The organism is Litoreibacter ponti (assembly GCF_003054285.1).
Lineage (GTDB): Bacteria > Pseudomonadota > Alphaproteobacteria > Rhodobacterales > Rhodobacteraceae > Litoreibacter > Litoreibacter ponti.
On the sequence record NZ_QBKS01000001.1, the window covers coordinates 822650 to 838455 of the forward strand.

14 protein-coding genes are annotated in these 15806 nt (G+C 64.4%); 1 reads left to right on the forward strand and 13 read right to left on the reverse strand.

The features are described from left to right. Positions 1-13: 13 nt before the first annotated feature. From C8N43_RS04150 to C8N43_RS04210, 13 genes are all read right to left on the reverse strand, one after another. A complete protein-coding gene (locus tag C8N43_RS04150; RefSeq protein ID WP_107844398.1) occupies positions 14-730 on the reverse strand; it encodes an alanyl-tRNA editing protein in 717 nt (238 codons plus the stop codon). Further along, positions 727-3147, reverse strand: coding sequence for a DUF3772 domain-containing protein (locus C8N43_RS04155; RefSeq protein ID WP_107844399.1), 2421 nt, complete (start codon positions 3145-3147; stop codon positions 727-729). The genes C8N43_RS04150 and C8N43_RS04155 overlap by 4 nt, the downstream gene beginning before the upstream one ends. Positions 3148-3153: 6 nt before the next feature. Beyond that, positions 3154-4182: a cysteine synthase A gene (locus C8N43_RS04160; RefSeq protein WP_107844400.1), complete on the reverse strand. Its 1029-nt coding sequence runs from the start codon at positions 4180-4182 to the stop codon at positions 3154-3156. A gap of 58 nt (positions 4183-4240) precedes the next feature. Further along, positions 4241-5371, reverse strand: a complete 1131-nt coding sequence (locus tag C8N43_RS04165) for an NUDIX domain-containing protein (RefSeq protein ID WP_158269904.1) — start codon at positions 5369-5371, stop codon at positions 4241-4243. 4 nt (positions 5372-5375) lie between these two features. After that, positions 5376-5816, reverse strand: a complete 441-nt coding sequence (locus C8N43_RS04170) for a TrgA family protein (protein WP_107844402.1) — start codon at positions 5814-5816, stop codon at positions 5376-5378. Positions 5817-5823: 7 nt separating this feature from the next. After that, the gene (locus C8N43_RS04175; RefSeq protein WP_107844403.1) at positions 5824-7059 is read right to left on the reverse strand and encodes an SAM-dependent methyltransferase; all 1236 of its coding nucleotides are present in this window, start codon (positions 7057-7059) and stop codon (positions 5824-5826) included. A gap of 107 nt (positions 7060-7166) precedes the next feature. After that, positions 7167-8579: a cryptochrome/photolyase family protein gene (locus C8N43_RS04180; RefSeq protein WP_107844404.1), complete on the reverse strand. Its 1413-nt coding sequence runs from the start codon at positions 8577-8579 to the stop codon at positions 7167-7169. 102 nt (positions 8580-8681) lie between these two features. Next, positions 8682-10535, reverse strand: coding sequence for a BCCT family transporter (locus C8N43_RS04185; protein WP_107844405.1), 1854 nt, complete (start codon positions 10533-10535; stop codon positions 8682-8684). A 213-nt stretch (positions 10536-10748) separates the two neighbouring features. Beyond that, a complete protein-coding gene (acuI, locus tag C8N43_RS04190; protein ID WP_107844406.1) occupies positions 10749-11732 on the reverse strand; it encodes an acryloyl-CoA reductase in 984 nt (327 codons plus the stop codon). A 12-nt stretch (positions 11733-11744) separates the two neighbouring features. Then, the gene (locus C8N43_RS04195; RefSeq protein ID WP_107844407.1) at positions 11745-12845 is read right to left on the reverse strand and encodes a dimethylsulfoniopropionate demethylase; all 1101 of its coding nucleotides are present in this window, start codon (positions 12843-12845) and stop codon (positions 11745-11747) included. A gap of 110 nt (positions 12846-12955) precedes the next feature. Continuing rightward, complete coding sequence (locus tag C8N43_RS04200; protein WP_107844408.1) at positions 12956-13462, reverse strand: DinB family protein; 507 nt, start codon at positions 13460-13462, stop codon at positions 12956-12958. Next, positions 13459-14160: a DUF1326 domain-containing protein gene (locus C8N43_RS04205; protein ID WP_107844409.1), complete on the reverse strand. Its 702-nt coding sequence runs from the start codon at positions 14158-14160 to the stop codon at positions 13459-13461. Before C8N43_RS04205 ends, C8N43_RS04200 begins: the two co-directional genes overlap by 4 nt. A gap of 13 nt (positions 14161-14173) precedes the next feature. Then, complete coding sequence (locus C8N43_RS04210) at positions 14174-14980, reverse strand: DUF2182 domain-containing protein (protein WP_107844410.1); 807 nt, start codon at positions 14978-14980, stop codon at positions 14174-14176. A gap of 60 nt (positions 14981-15040) precedes the next feature. On the opposite strand from C8N43_RS04210, the gene C8N43_RS04215 reads away from it, so the two are divergent. Beyond that, the gene (locus tag C8N43_RS04215; RefSeq protein WP_107844411.1) at positions 15041-15769 is read left to right on the forward strand and encodes a FadR/GntR family transcriptional regulator; all 729 of its coding nucleotides are present in this window, start codon (positions 15041-15043) and stop codon (positions 15767-15769) included. Positions 15770-15806: the final 37 nt, after the last annotated feature.

Consider the following 15806-nt stretch of genomic DNA (forward strand, 5'->3'; position numbering starts at 1 on the left):
CCCGACGCCCCGATCAGCCGTCCAGATGCAGGTTCACGCGGCGGTTGCCACGGCCTTTATTCTCGATCTTGCCGATCCGCACGCGCCCGATCTCGCCCGTGCGCGCCACATGGGTACCACCGCAAGGTTGCAGGTCCACCTGCTCGTCATCCGTGCCGATGCGCACCAGCCGGACGCGGCCTGCCCCCTTGGGCGGCTGCACGGACAGGGTTTTGACAAGGCCGGGGTTCGCCTCCAGCTCCGCATCGGTGATCCAGCTTTCGGAGACCTCCAGATTGCGGGCGATCAACGCGTTCAGCGTCTCCTCCAGCGCGACCTTGTCCGCCGGCGGTTCCGGCATGTCGAAATCCAGCCGTCCCTTCTCCGTCCCGATCTGCCCGCCGGTGACCCCAATGGGGATCACGACGGACAGCAGATGCAGCGCCGTGTGCACGCGCATGTGGCCAAAGCGGCGGTCCCAGTCGAGGGTTTGGGTGACCTGCGTGCCAACCTCGGGCCAAGTTGCGCCCTCGGCGAGGATCAGCACCACCGCATCACCTTCCCCCTTGCGGGTGTCGACGATCTGACACATCCCGCCGTCCCAGCTCAGACGGCCCGCATCGCCGGGCTGGCCGCCGCCGGTGGGATAAAACACGCTCGCATCCAGAACGACGCCCAGATCGGTACGGGAGACAACGACGCCGGGCGCCTCTTTCAGATACGCATCCTCACGAAACAATAGCTTGGTCATGTGGTCTGGGGCTCCTCTGGCGCGGGCCCCTGGGGCTCGGGCGGTGGGTCGTCATCTTGCACCGCGCGCAGCGTCTCCGGGTTGCGCAGCCAGACATCGCGCTGTGCGAACGGGATCTCGATGCCTTCCTCTTTGAAGCGCTTGGCGATGGTGTGGCGCATCTCGGACGGGACGGCCATGACGTAGTTCACGTCCCGCAGCACCGCGCGGATCTCGAAGTCGAGCGAATCCGCCCCAAACCCCATGAACAGCACCGAGGGCGGCGGGTTCAGGATCACCAGCGGCTCCGCCTCGACGATCTCTTTGAGGATCGCCTCCACCTTGCGGGTGTCGGTGCCGTAAGCCACGCCGACCGGTACGATGATCCGCCCCGTCAGATTGCCCTTGGTCCAGTTGGTCACGGAGGTCGAGATCAGATCCGCGTTGGGCACGATCACGTCGCGGCGATCGAACGTCTCGACCTGCGTGGCGCGCACGGAGATCTTCTTGACCACACCCATGGTGCCGCTGACCTCGATCCAGTCGCCCTCGGAAATCGGGCGCTCGATCAGCAAGATGATGCCCGAGACGAAGTTCGACACGATGGTCTGCAGACCAAAGCCGATGCCCACCGACAGCGCGCCTGCGACGATGGCGAGCGAGGACAGGTCGATGCCCGCGCTGGTGATCGCGATGAGCGCGGCCAGAAAGATGCCGACATAGCCCGTGCCCGCCACGATGGCATTACGCCCTCCGGTATCAAGGTTCGTGCGCGGCAGCACTTGTGCCTTCAGCGTGCCCTGGAACAGGCGGGTCAGCGCGTAAAGGCCCGCGAAAACCAGAGCGAATTTCAGGAAATCCACGGGCGAGATGCGGCTTTCGCCGATAGGCACACCCGCGGCGATCAGGGACCAGACCTCGCTCAGATCGGTGACGCGCGCGCCCCAGATCAGCGCGAGCACCGGCAGGGCCAGCAGCGCGATGGCGAAGCCCAAGAGCACCGGGATCAACCCTTCGGAGCCCGCCGCCTCGCCGCGGAAGCTTGCATAGAGATCGCGCACGAAACGCTGCAGGATCGCGACGACCGCCAGAAGCGCCAGCGTCATGTAGGTCGAGAAGACCAGCGCATTGCCCGCAAACGTGTAGCCGATGGCCGCCAAAAGCGGACCCGCGATTGCCACCAGCCGCGCACCACGGCCCAGATACCGCATGACGAGGCCAGAGGGGCCGTCAGGCGTCGTGTCGCCATTTGCCTCCTTGGCGGCGTTCGCTTCGGCAGCGGCGGCCTTGGCGCTGCTGACCATGAGCTGCGCGATGCGGAATAGGAACAAACCAGCCAGAACGATCAGCGGCAAGCCCAGAACGGAGGCGGCAGTCTCACTGATCAGGCGCTGATCGAGCAGCGCGCTGACCGCCAGATTGGCCGAGAACAGGAAACCGCCAAGGTTGGTGAGCAAGCGGAATTGCAGGTTCTGGCCATCCGACAGGGTCAGCACCGCCTGGGGCGGAAAGCTGGGCGGGGCCAGCTGACGGCCAAGCCAGCGCGCAGCGTAGACGACCAGGACGACCCCGGTCAGGATCTCCAACAGCGTGGTGCCCACCTGCCCCAGAAGCTGGCTTTGATCGGCGGCCTCGATCACCAGAAGCATCCCCGCGATCGGCAGGATCAGCGTTGCCAGCGAGACGATGAACACGCCCACACGCAGGCGCGGACCGGAGCTTTCCGTATCGCCCCGGAAATGCGCCATGGCCCGCTCGACCCAGGCCGCGCCGCGCAGCACGAGCGTCAGGCCCACGACCACCATGATGATCAAGAGCGGCGCTTTGCCCTTTAGCGTCTCTGCCTTCACCGGCGAGGCATAATTGGACGACAGCTCAGAGGTCAGCCGACCGCCCAGATCGGCCACCGAGAACGCCGCTTCCGGCCAAAGTGCGGGATTGAGCGGCGTCGGGTTCAGCTCCAGTATCTGGTTTGTCTGGCGGTCACGCACCGTGGCGTCGAGCCGCGCGATCAGCCCGTCGGCGCGCGCATAGGCCTCTTCGGCCCGGCGCACCGGAGCGGTCAGCTGGTCAAGTTCTTCGTTCAGCGCGGCGCGGCGTTCGGCGATGTCTTCTGCTTCGCTCTCACCCTCTGCGGGCACAGGTCCAAGCGCGTCGATCTGGCTGCGCACGGTGGCGATCTGGTCGCCATTGGCCCCTTGGCGGCGCAGGAACATCTCGCGCCACGACACCAGTTGCCCGCGCAGCCGCTCAAGCGTTTCGGTCGACGCGCGGTCGGTGATGAGCACGTCATTGGCGCGTGTCGCGTTGCTTTCCCACGCCGCGTAATCCGGCGCGCCGTCCGGTCCCGCGACGGCCTGCGCCATGGCAACAGATGGCACCCCAACGGCCAAAGCCAGCGAGAGGGCCAAAAGACACAGGCGCAGGATGGCCAGCATCACGCGCTACTCGAAAACGGACGGCATGTCCTGCGCTGGGCGGTCGAGCCACTCTGGCACCGGCAGCCCCTTCTCGCGCAGGAAGGCGGGGTTCCACAGCTTCGACTGGTAGCGGGTGCCGTAGTCACACAGAATCGTCACGATGGTGTGGCCCGGCCCCATGTCGCGGGCCATGCGGATCGCGCCCGCGATGTTCACGCCCGATGACGCGCCCATGCACAGCCCCTCGTCGCGCAGCAGATCAAACACAATCGGCAACGCCTCTTCATCGCTGATCTGGTAGGTGTAGTCCGGCGTGAGCCCTTCGAGGTTCTTGGTGATGCGCACCTGCCCGATCCCCTCGGCGATGGAGCCGCCTTCGGTCGTCAGCTCGCCTTTAGTGTACCAATCATACAAGGCCGCGCCCATCGGATCGGCGAGACCGATCTTCACGCCCTTGGGCTGCAGCGCCTGCGCCATGCCTGCCAGCGTGCCGCCGGAGCCCACCGCGCAGATGAAGCCGTCGACCTTGCCGTCGGTCTGCTCCCAGACCTCGGGGCCGGTGGTTTCCACATGGGCCTGCCGGTTGGCGACATTGTCGAACTGATTGGCCCAGATCGCGCCGTTGGGCTCGGTCTTGTCGAGCTCGGCCGCGAGCCGCTCGGAATAGCGCACGAAATTGTTGGGGTTGCGGTAGGGTGCCGCCGGTACCTGCACCAGCTCCGCGCCTGCCAGCCGCAGCATATCCTTCTTTTCCTCGCTCTGCGTCTCGGGGATGACGATGACGGTCTTGAAGCCCATCGACGCGCCCACCAGCGCCAGCCCGATGCCGGTGTTGCCCGCCGTGCCCTCGACGATCGTGCCGCCGGGCTTGAGCGCGCCGCGGGCAACCGCGTCCTTGATGATATAGAGCGCCGGGCGGTCCTTGACCGATTGGCCGGGGTTCATGAACTCAGCCTTGCCGAGGATCTCGCAGCCCGTCGCCTCTGACGCCGCGTTGAGCCGGATCAGCGGCGTGTTGCCCACAAGATCGGCGAGGTTTGTCTTGATGGTCATGGGCGCGGGCTCCGGGTTGGCTATAACATTTAATGTGTAGGACCGGGCCTGCGCGAACTCAAGGCGATGTTGCGTCGTGCCTCAGCCGCGGGCGCTCCCGCTCCAGCCAGAGCGCCAGAAGGATCAGCGGGCCGCTTTGCACCTCGCCTTGCGCGATCCCGGCCATCAGGTCTTCGAACGGCACCGTGATCGAGCGGATATCCTCGGACTCGCTGTCGAGCCCGCCTATCCCCCCCGCATCGCCGAGCTCCGCAAGCCCCACGTAGCAATGGAGAAATTCGGTCACCGCGCCGGGTGACGGGTAATTGCCGGAGACCTTAATCAGCCTGGACAGGCTCACGCCCGCCTCCTCCTGCGCTTCGCGGTGGGCGCAGTCTTCGGGGCTTTCGCCGCCATCGACCCGGCCCGCCACCGTTTCGACCACCCACGGCATCTTGTCGCCGCGCACGAAGGGGGCCACGCGCATTTGCTCGATCACCAGAACGCGGTCGCGCACGGGATCGTAGGGCAGCACCACCACGGCGTCGGCCATGACGAAGACCGCGCGGTTGACCTCTTGCGTGCCGCCGTCGAAGCGGCGGTGGCGGATGTCCAGCTCGTCCACGGCGAAGAAGTTGGAATAGGCCTGCCGGTGCGTCAGCACGTCCACGTCGCTGCGGGTCAGCCCCCGGCGCAGCTGTGCGGTCGGGGCTTCGCGGCTTGCATTCACTCGCGCCTGCGCACGGGAACGGATCTGCGACATGCGCTGCTGCAAGGTGTCCAGCGGCACGGTGCCGAACAGGTCCATGATTTCGCGCGCCGCTTCGCGAGCAAGCGGGCCCTGCTCTGCCTGCCAGCGCGAAAGGCTCCACGCGCCGCCTGGCTGCCACTGCCCGTCCGTCGGGCGGTAGACCTGCGCCGTGCGTCCGTCCGTGAGCGTCACCGGCTCCAACGCGTAGCCATAGGGTGCTTCATACCAGTCAAGCCGGGCGATTTCCTCATCGGTCAGCCCTTCAAGCAACCCGCCCTCCGCCGCGCCATCGGCTATGGCGAGAAGCGGAAAGCTCTGGCCCTCGGCCACAAAGACACCGTGTCCGGACAAGTACGCGGGTTGCAAATGGGCAACACGGCCCAACACGATTTCCAGCAATTCGGGGTCGCGGAGCGTGCCAAACAGCACGATATCGCGCGGCGCAGGGGCGCGGCTCAATGGATCATCCGAACTTGCGATCCGCCCATTCAGCGAGGAAGCCACCGATGAAGCCGCCGCCTACAAGGGCCACGATCACCACCGGGTTCACCAGAAGCAGCCCGTATTCCAGCATGATCGCGAACACGTCCACCAGTGCCTCCATCGGGCCGTCATATTGCAGGCGGCGTGACAGCTTGATCATCTGTGCGACGGCAAAGATGAATGTGACGGAAACCGTAGCAACAACAATGCCGTAGAGGCCGGAGTTCATGCTGACGCCGTAGTTTTTGCCGACCAGTCTGCCCATCACGCGCCAGCCCACAAGCAGCGGAATTCCTACGCAAATTGGCAGCAGCCATTTCAACGGCTGGCCTTCGGGAAGTGTGGGGCGGATGGCCTCTGCCACGATGTACCCCGTCAGCGCAAAGATGACGGCTGCGACGAGCTTGGCGGCGGTGGGCATTGGTCTGCTACTCGGGTTTTTTCATTGTGATCTGCGTCACGTCGCAGTTTCCACTCCAAAAGGTGCTCGCGCAAGAGGTCAGATAGAAATTCCACATATTGCGGAAGCGCTGATCAAATCCCATCGCGGCGACCTCGGGCCACGCTTTGTTGAAATCGCGGTGCCAGAGCCGAAGGGTCTTAGAGTAGCTCTGCCCGAACTCAATCGAATGCTGGAACTCCAGCCCCGCCCGCTTGATCTCGCGCTGCAGCGCCGAGGGGCATGGCAGCATGCCGCCGGGGAAGATGTATTTCTGGATGAAATCGACCTGCCGCTTGTAGACCTTCCAGCGGCGATCCTCGACTGTGATGATCTGCAGCGTGGCGCTCTTGCCGGGCTTGAGGAGCTTGTGCAGCGCCTTGAAGTAGACCGGCCAGTATTGCTCGCCCACCGCCTCGAACATTTCGATGGAGGCGATGCCGTCATATTGTCCCGTTTCGTCGCGGTAGTCCTGCAGTTTGATCTCTGTCAGCTCCGACAGCCCCGCCTTCGCCAAGCGCGCCACGGCGTAGTCGTGCTGTTCCTGACTGATGGTCAGCCCGGTGACCCGGATGCCCTTGCGGGCCGCATGCTCAGCAAACCCACCCCAGCCGCACCCGATCTCAAGCAAGTGGTCGCCCGGCTGCGCGCCCATTTGATCCAGCATTGAGGCGTATTTGTTCTGCTGCGCCTCCTCGTGGTCCTCGTCCCCTTTGAACAGCGCAGAGGAATAGGTCATCGACGGGTCGAGCCACAGCGCATAGAAATCATTGCCCAGATCATAGTGGTAGCTGATGTTCTTCTTGGCCTGCTCTTTGGAATTGCGCTGCATCCAGAAGCGCAGCTTCTCATAGGCGCGCACCAGCCCCATGCCGGGGTAGCCGTCATAGACGTCTTCGTTGTCGGCATGCACAAGGTCCATGAAGGCCTGCAGGTCGGGCGTGGTCCACCAGCCGTCAAGATAGGCATCGCAAAAGCCCAGATCGCCCTCGCGCACGAGGCGCGCAAACAGGTCGTTGTTGTGAATGTCGATCTCGGCAATCGGGCCCTTCTCGGACCCTTCTGCGCGAAACACGCGGCCGTCGGGCAGCTTCATGTCGAGCCGCCCGTAGCGCATCTTCGACGCTGTCGCGAACGCCTGCGTGAAATAGCGCGGAAGGCCGGACTGGCACGCAGTCGAGGTCAGGACGTGTTGCTCCAACGGGTCGCCAGTGAGCACATTCATCGCGTGATCCTCCTCCTCAACTGTAAGATATTTTAGACATGCGGGCGGAAACACACAAGAAAAACAACGCTCTCGTGAAGTGACGTGAAGGGAACTTCATGGCCGACCTACCGCGACTGATAGGCATCAAGGGCCCGCTGGCGCCCCTCGTCCAGCGCCACCACCGGCTCTGGATAGTCGTCGGTGATGGACATGTGCCAGCTCTCGGGGATCGCCTTGTAGAAATCCTTGGCCTCGTCGCCATGGTTCTTGAACAGCTCGCCCAGAAAGCGCGCGCGGTACTCGCGATTGGGGTCGAACTTCTCGGCCTGCGTTGCCGGATTGAACACCCGGAAGAACGGCGTGGCATCCGGGCCGGAGCCCGCCGACCACTGCCACCCCATCGCGTTGCTCGCCGGGTCCCAGTCGATCAGGCAATCGTCGAACCACGCCTGCCCGACTTTCCAGTGGGTCATCAAGTGTTTGGTCAGATAAGACGCCACGATCATGCGGCCGCGGTTGTGCATGTAGCCCGTCACATAGAGCTCGCGCATCGCCGCATCGACCAGTTGGACACCGGTGCGGCCCTGCTTCCACGCCTTGATCTCCGCGGCGCGCTCATCGTCCTTCCACGGGAAGTCATCCCATTCCTCGCGCCAGTTCTGGTCGATGATACGCGGGGTGTGATAGGCCAGATGATAGGCGAACTCGCGCCAAACCAGCTCTTTGAGGAACGTCTCCGCCCCCTTCTTGCCGTCGCTCATCGCGCGCTTGCCCGCGTGCCAGCAGCGGCGGGTGGAAATCTCGCCGTAGGTCAGGTTTTCAGACAGGCGCGAGGTGCCTTCCACGGCCATCTCGTCGCGCGCCTCGCCGTATTCCGCAATCCGGTCGCGGGTAAAGGTCGCAAGCCGGGTGGAGGCGGCGTCCTCGCCAACGCAGACATGCTTCGCGACGATCTCGGCCCCGCGCTTCATTGCGTCGCCCAAACCCCAATCGGCAATATCGTCCGAGGCAGGCCAGCTTTCCGGCGCGCGCAACTCGGACACGGCGGGCAGGTCAGCGGGCACGTCACGGTCGCGCACCGATTTCCACATCGGCGTGTAGACCTTGTAGAAGCCGCCGGTCTTGGTCTCGACCGTCCATGGCTCGAACAGCAGATGGCCCTTGTGGCTTTGCGCGTCGATGCCGTCGTCTTTCAACGTTTCCTTCACGCCCTTGTCGCGCGCGATGGCGTCGGGGTCATAGGCGCGCGACCACCAGACGGCCCCTGCCCCGGTCTCCTCGATCAGGGCGCGCAGCACGTCGAGCGCGCGGCCCCGGCGCAGGATCAGCTTGGAGCCGATCCCGTCCAGCGTCTGCGCGAAATGCTCGACCCCCAGCCCCAGCCGCCATTTCGGCGCGGCCCCGTGGCTTTCGACCACCTCGTCGCAGATGAACACAGGGATGACGGGGCGACCCGTCTCGGCGGCGGCGGTGAGGCCCTCATGGTCGCCCAGACGCAGGTCGCGGCGGAACCAGAAAAGTATTGGTGTCTCAGTCATGGGCCTGCATCTAGCGCCACTTGGGACTGGTCAAGCGGCGGCCCAAAAGAAAAGCCCCGCACCGTCAGGTGCGGGGCGTCCCGATGTCATGTCAGGTCCGGATTACTCTGCGGGGGTCGCACCTTCGATGTCTTCGACCGTGGTTGGCAAGCCGGCGGCCTCGCGGCGGCCGTCATTCCAGATCGCCTTGATCAGCGCGAGGCCCATCAAAACCATCACCAGACTGAACGGTAGCGCCCCGATCACCATGGCGGTCTGGATCGCGCCCAGCCCCCCTGCGATGATCAAGCCGCCCACCACCAGCGCCAGGGCTGCGCCCCAGAACAGGATGTGCGGGCGCGCTTTCGGGCCTTCGTCGCCGGCTGCGTTGATCGTGTTGATGATCAGCACCGCCGAGTCCGCCGAGGTCACGAGGTAGGTCAGCAGCAGGACCACCACGATGATGCTCATGATCCACGCCATGCTTTCCGACAAGATCACCGCCAGCATCGCGAAGAGCTGGTCAGACTGACCTGCCCCCTGGATCGCGCCATTCGCATCGCCGTTGAGCTCCAGATCGATGGCGGTGCCACCGACGATGGCGAACCACACGAAGCACATCAGCGCAGGCACGACCAGCGCGCCCAGCACGTACTCACGGATCGAGCGACCCTTGGAGATACGCGCCAGGAACACGCCCACAAAGGGCGCAAACGCGATCCACCAGGCCCAGTAGAAGATTGTCCACGCACCCTGCCAGCCAGACAGCCGGTCCTCGGTCGCAGCCGCATAGGCGGCGGACAGATCAGCCTCCGACAGAGCCGCCGCAGAGGCAGGCACGCCTTCCGCGAACGAGCCAGCGGTGCCCCATGGGCTTGTGGCGGAATCGTAGATCGCACGAACATCGGCTTCCGGCAGCGCCTGCACCGCGGGCGGCACATTGGCAAAGAAGCTCTCATAGGGCGAGCCGCTCCAGACGGTCAGGATGTTGCCCGGGATCGAGATCAGGTAATCCCAGATGCCCACGAACAGTGCCGTCAGACCGAAGAAGGTCGAGCCGAAGATCAGGAAGAAGGCCAGCAGGAAGAAGCTCAGCCCCATGTTGATGTTCGACAGCCATTTGATGCCCTTGCCGACACCCGACAGCGCCGACAGGGTCGACGCGCCCATGATGACGACCAGCGCCACGACGATGCCCGCGGTCGAGGATTTCACCGACCCGTCAGCCGCGGTGGTCTGCAACCAGTCGCCAAAGCCCACACGCACGAGGCCGGAGACGAATTGCTCCACCCCGAAGCCCAGAGTTTGCGACACGCCCAGCACGGTCGCCACAACCGCCACGATATCAACGACGTGGCCGATCGGACCGGACAGGCTCTTGCCGAAGAGCGGCGTCAGGCCCGAGCGGATCGTCAGCGGCAGCCCGCGACGGTAAGAGAAATAGGCCAGCGCCAGCCCGACGATGGCGTAGGACGCCCAGGCCGCCAGACCCCAGTGGGTGAAGGACCAGACATAGGCCTCCCGCACGTTACCGGCCGACGAGCCTTCGGTGATGCCCTGTATCGTCGCGGGGTTTGCGCCCCAGTGATACATCGGCTCCGCCGTGGCGAAGGTCAGCATGCCGATCCCGATCCCGGCCCCGAACATCATCGAAAACCATGAGAAGTTGGAAAATTCCGGCACGTCTTCCGGCTGCCCCAGCTTCAGCCGTCCGGCCGCGGGCCACACCGCAAGAGCAAGGCAGAGCACGACGAAGAACGCCATGACGTAGACATACCAGAAGCCGAAGGAGGCCAGGATGCTCGTGTTCAGCGCGCTGAGAACGCCCGCCGCCTGATCCGGAAAGGCAACGGCCCACAAGATGAGCCCGCCCACCAGGATCTTGCCGGTGATCGTGACGTCCTTGGTGAAGCCTTTATAAAAACCGCTGACGGCGGTCCGGATCGGCAGATCCGTGACTGGTGGTTTAACTGGCATGTTTCTATCCCTGTTGGCTTGTTTTTGTGCAGAAACGATACGCGCGAATCCGGCAAATCCATAGGGAAAATGCGACAATCTGGCATACTAGGCGACATAAGAGCCGGAACTCCGGGACAACCACGGATGCTGCGAGACGCCTTATTGAGACCCTGAACGAAAAACGGCGCCCCGTTCGGGGGCGCCGCGTTTCTTTGGAGATATACCAAAAAATCAGGCGTTTACGTCGACAACGACCCGGCCCTTGACCTGCCCCTTCAGGATATCGCGGCCCAAACCCGGCAGATCGGCGAGCGTCGCGGGCTGGACCATCGCCTCGAGCTTGTCCATCGGCAAATCCTTGGCGATCCGCCCCCACGCGCGCACGCGGTTGTCATACGGCTGCATGACGCTGTCGATGCCCAGCAGGTTCACCCCGCGCAGCAGGAACGGGATCACGGTGGCGGGTAGTGCCGCGCCGCCCGCAAGACCCACCGCCGAGACGGACGCGCCGTATTTCATCTGACCCAGCAGCCGGGCGAGCATCTCGCCACCCACGGCGTCCACGCAGCCGCCCCATGTCTCGCCTTCCAGCGGGCGTTTGGTCGTCTCGTTGATCTCTTCGCGCGGCACGATCTGCGTGGCCCCCAGCGATTTCAGGTAGTCTTCCGTCTCGGGCCGCCCGGTGACCGCAGCGACCTCGTGGCCCAGATTGGCAAGGATCGCCGTCGCGACCGATCCGACCCCGCCGGCCGCTCCCGTGACCAGAACCGGGCCGTCCTTGATGCCATGATCCTCCAGCTCCATGACCGCCAGCATGGCCGTAAAGCCCGCCGTGCCCACCGCCATCGCCTGGCGCGTGTCCAGACCATCGGGCAGCGGCACCAGCCAATCCGCCTTCACGCGTGCTTTCTGGGAATAGCCACCCCAATGGGCCTCGCCCACCCGCCAGCCGGTCAGCACGACCTTGTCGCCCGGCTTGTAGCGGTCATCATCAGAGGCCTCGACCGTGCCCGCGAAGTCAATGCCCGGCACATGGGGATAGTTGCGCACCAGACCGCCGCCCGGTCCGATGCACAGCCCGTCCTTGTAGTTCACGGTGGAGTATTCCACGGCCACGGTGACCTCTGCCTCAGGCAGGCGGTCCTCCGAGATGCTCTGGACAGAAGCGCTGGTCTTGCCCTCTTCATCCTTCTCGACGATCAGTGCGTTGAACATTGTCTCTCTCCTTTAAAGCCAGAATTCTTCCTGCACGACGGCCCGGCGCGGGCCGTCATGGGTCTCAACTTGCAACTCGGTGCCGGGATCCCAATGCGTCATGCGCACCATGCCGATAGCGACATTGGTGTTGAAATCGGGGCTTTTCGCCGCCGAGGTCACCTGCCCCACCACCTTGTCCTTCGCGGTGATCGGCCAAAGCCGGTCGCAGGGCGGAATTTCGCCATCAATGGCGATGGCGCGCACCTGCTTGACCGGGCCTTCCTTGGCCACCCGCAGCAGCGCGTCGCGCCCCACGCAGCCAATCGCCGTCTGGGTCGAGCAGAACCGCCCCAGCCCGCATTCATGGGGCGTGTTGTCCCGCGTCATGTCGTTGCCATAGGACAGCAACCCGCCCTCGATCCGCTCGATCAGGTTCGGGCAGCCCGCATAGACATCAAGGTCCTTGCCCGCCTCCATCAGCGCGTTCCACAACGGCATGCCATTGGCAAAGCCTTCGACATAGACCTCGAAGCCCCCCTGTTTGGAATAGCCCGAGCGGGCCACCAGCATGGATTGCCCTTGGAAATCGAAATACCCGTAGCGGAAGAAGCGCAGGTCCTTGACCCCGTCGCCAAATACGCGCGCGGCCAGCTCGTCGGCCTTGGGGCCCTGGATCGCCAGCGGCGAGACATCGGGCTCCTCGACGATTACATCGAGATACAGCGCGTGCGCCAAGCCTTTGACCCACAGCAACAAATCGCTGTCCGCGATGGAGATCCAGTAGCGATCATCGGCCAGCATCAGCGCCACCGGATCATTTAGCATCCCGCCCGTGCCATCCACGGTCGGCAGGTAGTAGCACATGCCTGGCAGCATGCCCCGCAGGTCGCGCGGGGTCAGCATCTGCATCAGGCGGCCCGCGTCGGGGCCGCGCAGCTCCACCTGGCGCTCGACCGAGACGTCCCAGACCTGCACGGCGGATTTCAGGTGGTGATAATCCTCTTCCACCGAGCGAAACACCGTGGGCAGCAGCATCCGGTTATAAACCGTGTAGCCTTTGACGCCCGCGGCTTCGACGCCATCGGAGAACGGGGTGCGCCGCACGCGGCGCGACGGAACGATGGTGGCCATTTCAGAGCCCTCCTCGCAGGTTACGATCAAGATCACAGGGCGCGACACGCGCGCCCCCGGACACCGCCACCCCAAGCCGGGCGCGGCGATCCCTGCCCCGCGGCGACATCTCAGTCGCCATCCGGCATGATGAACAGGTCCGTATCGCCGGGCCGGTGCCCGGCCGCGGTCAGCATCGCGTGGATCTGGCCACGGTGGTGGGTCTGGTGATTGAAGAACCCAGCGATACAAAGACCCTTGGTCTTGCTCACTTCGCGCTCCAGCACACCCGAATACCATGTCAGCGGCCCGATCAGACTGACCTGTGTCAGCCCCTGCGCCCAGCGGGTGATCCGCGCGTCGGTCCGCATGCGGTCGCTGAGATACGCGTCCAGCGTGTCGTGCAGTTTCAGGTGGTCCTTTGGAGCCACGCTGGGGCCGATGCCCCCGTCAAAGCGCGACATCCACAGCTGGTCGCCCCACAAAAGGTGGTTCGCCGTGGCGAAGATCGACCCGAAGAAAGCCCCGCGATCCTTGGTCAGCTCGGCCTTCTTGAGCGATCTCATTACATCCGTCATGCTGCGGTTCTGCCACGCGTTGTAGCGTGCCATCGTGCGGCAATATTCGACTGTGATCATGGACCGCTCCACTCGATCGGGCAGATCTCGGCGCTCTTGCCGCCGAAATCCCAGACCCGCCCATAATCGCGCACCCGGCTTTTCGTGCCGACGGCGGCGATGATGTCAGGCCCCATCCAGTATTTGGAGTTGGACACCATCACCGGATGATCTGGCGACTTGCCATCGATCATCTCGATCTCGCCCTGGATTTTGCGGCCAATGACGATGGAGCGTTTCTTGCCCTCGCGCACGATCTCGACCGGCGCGCGCTCCGCCCCGATGATCTCGGACACCAGCATGGTGAACAGCCCCGTGGTGCCGCCCGCAGCGCCCGAGAAGATTTTCAGGATGCCGTTATAGGCCTTCTGGGTCGCGTTCTCGTCCACGTAAGCCGCGACGCGCCAGTTGCCTTCGCCCATGCGGCCGGGGATGTCGACCAGCAGGCCGACATTCAGGCCCGCAAGGCTCTCGCCTTCGAAATGGCCGTCGTCAATGGCGATGGCCATCCACGCATGGCAGTGCCCTTCGGTCGGCGGGTGCGCGCCCAGCGACACGACGCAGGGGCAGAACACGGTGCAGGAGCAGTTGAGAAACAGCTCGCCTTTAATTTCCCAATTGGTCGGCTCGCGGCGCCGCCGGGTCGGGTTCATCCGGCTGTCGATCTTCTGCATCACCTGCAGGCGATCGGACGGCTTTCTCTCTTTCTTCGCGGCCATTGCTGGTCCTCCCTTATTGGATGACGCCATATCCGGCGACACCGAGCCCAGCGGCGATCAAGACGACCCCCGCAGGCTTTGTCACGTAATGCCCGATCTGGGGCAGTTTCTCGATCACCATGAACAGCGTGGCGAGGCCCATCCACAACAGGCTCATCACCCCGCCCACGAAGCCAAGCGCCATAAAGCCCCAGCAGCAGCCGACGCAGAACGCGCCAAGGCCAAGCCCCATGCGCAAGCCCCCGGCGAACCCGGTGCGCCAGTGGCCCAGGAAATACTGCATGGGCGAGTGGCACACGCCGTGGCAAATCTCTTTGGTGCGGCTGAATTGGAACGCGCCCACGGTGACCAGAAGCGCGCCCGCAAACCACAACGAATTGGCAATGCCAAGATCGTCAATCAACCCGGAGGCCATCAATCCGATCTGCGCCGTCGCAATCAGCGCCGCGAAGCCCACCCAGACAATGAAGTAGCCAAGGATCACCCCGGCCCAGCCCGCGCGGGTGCCATTCGCCGACACCATCAGGTCTTCATAGCTGCGCAGGGTCGGGATCATCGTAGGCAGCATCATCGCCGCCATCATGATCGCCCACATCGGGAACAGCGCGCCGAAGCTGGTCATCTCCATCATCGCCATGTCGCCGCTGGCGGACATGCCGCCCGACATCGCATCGGACATGCCGCCCATCTGCATCATGCCCGACGGTCGGCCGGTCCAGTCGACTCCCATCATCTGGGCCATGGAGAACATCATCCACCACGCCGCAAGGATAGCGGCAAAGAAGGTCAACCAGAGGGCGGAGCGGGCAAAACCGGACATGGCGGATCTCGACTCGAAGTTTCTTGCGTTTTGGATGGCAGGTTTTTAATTGTCTGACAAATGAAAACCGCACGCCCCCCCAAAGCGGACCTGTCCGCGCAGATAGCAGGCTCGATCCGGGATGCCATCGTCTCGGGCGCGCTGATCGTGGACGCGCGCCTGCCGTCCGAGGCCGAGCTGTCGGAGCAATTCGACGTCTCGCGCCCCACCGTGCGCGAGGCGCTCAAGCGGCTGGCCGCGCAATCGCTGATCCGAACGCAGCGCGGCGCCTCTGGCGGGGCCTTCGTCAACAAGCTGACGTTCGAGGACGCCTACGCGCAGCAGATCACCACCTCGACGCTGCTGTTGTCGATGAACGAGGTCAGCTTCGAGACCGCCTGCGAAGCGCGCTTCGCGCTGGAGCGCGCCTGCACCGCCCTGTCGGCCGAGCGGCGCACCGCCGATCATCTCGCCACGATGCGCGCCGAAATTCACCGCCAATCCCAGCAGGGCCTGAGCGACGAGGCCTTCTGCGCCTCGGACGTTGCCTTCCACCGCGCACTGGTCGATGGCGCGGGCAACCCGGTGATGTCCTACCAGCTGGCGGGCGCCGTGGAGGCGATCGAGCCGCTGATGAATATGGTGACTTTTTCCGCCCGCGACCGCGCCCGCATCGTGGACCTTCACACTCAAATCGCCGACGCGCTGGAGGCCGCCGATGCCCGCGCCGCCGACACAGCACTTGATGCGCTCGAGGCCTATACGATCACGCTGGCGCGCGACGTCTTCGCCCAGCGGGCCAAGCGCTAAATTCGGCTTGCTGGCCCCCCGGGCCTCACATACGCTC

Bases quoted from the DNA above. Each gene is read 5' to 3' on its own strand.
- C8N43_RS04205 (WP_107844409.1), bottom strand. From the start codon at position 14,160: ATGGCCGCGAAGAAAGAGAGAAAGCCGTCCGATCGCCTGCAGGTGATG.
- C8N43_RS04215 (WP_107844411.1), top strand. From the start codon at position 15,041: ATGAAAACCGCACGCCCCCCCAAAGCGGACCTGTCCGCGCAGATAGCA.
- C8N43_RS04200 (WP_107844408.1), bottom strand. From the start codon at position 13,462: ATGATCACAGTCGAATATTGCCGCACGATGGCACGCTACAACGCGTGG.
- C8N43_RS04210 (WP_107844410.1), bottom strand. From the start codon at position 14,980: ATGTCCGGTTTTGCCCGCTCCGCCCTCTGGTTGACCTTCTTTGCCGCT.
- C8N43_RS04180 (WP_107844404.1), bottom strand. From the start codon at position 8,579: ATGACTGAGACACCAATACTTTTCTGGTTCCGCCGCGACCTGCGTCTG.
- acuI (WP_107844406.1), bottom strand. From the start codon at position 11,732: ATGTTCAACGCACTGATCGTCGAGAAGGATGAAGAGGGCAAGACCAGC.
- C8N43_RS04175 (WP_107844403.1), bottom strand. From the start codon at position 7,059: ATGAATGTGCTCACTGGCGACCCGTTGGAGCAACACGTCCTGACCTCG.
- C8N43_RS04185 (WP_107844405.1), bottom strand. From the start codon at position 10,535: ATGCCAGTTAAACCACCAGTCACGGATCTGCCGATCCGGACCGCCGTC.
- C8N43_RS04170 (WP_107844402.1), bottom strand. From the start codon at position 5,816: ATGCCCACCGCCGCCAAGCTCGTCGCAGCCGTCATCTTTGCGCTGACG.
- C8N43_RS04150 (WP_107844398.1), bottom strand. From the start codon at position 730: ATGACCAAGCTATTGTTTCGTGAGGATGCGTATCTGAAAGAGGCGCCC.
- C8N43_RS04160 (WP_107844400.1), bottom strand. From the start codon at position 4,182: ATGACCATCAAGACAAACCTCGCCGATCTTGTGGGCAACACGCCGCTG.
- C8N43_RS04155 (WP_107844399.1), bottom strand. From the start codon at position 3,147: ATGCTGGCCATCCTGCGCCTGTGTCTTTTGGCCCTCTCGCTGGCTTTG.
- C8N43_RS04195 (WP_107844407.1), bottom strand. From the start codon at position 12,845: ATGGCCACCATCGTTCCGTCGCGCCGCGTGCGGCGCACCCCGTTCTCC.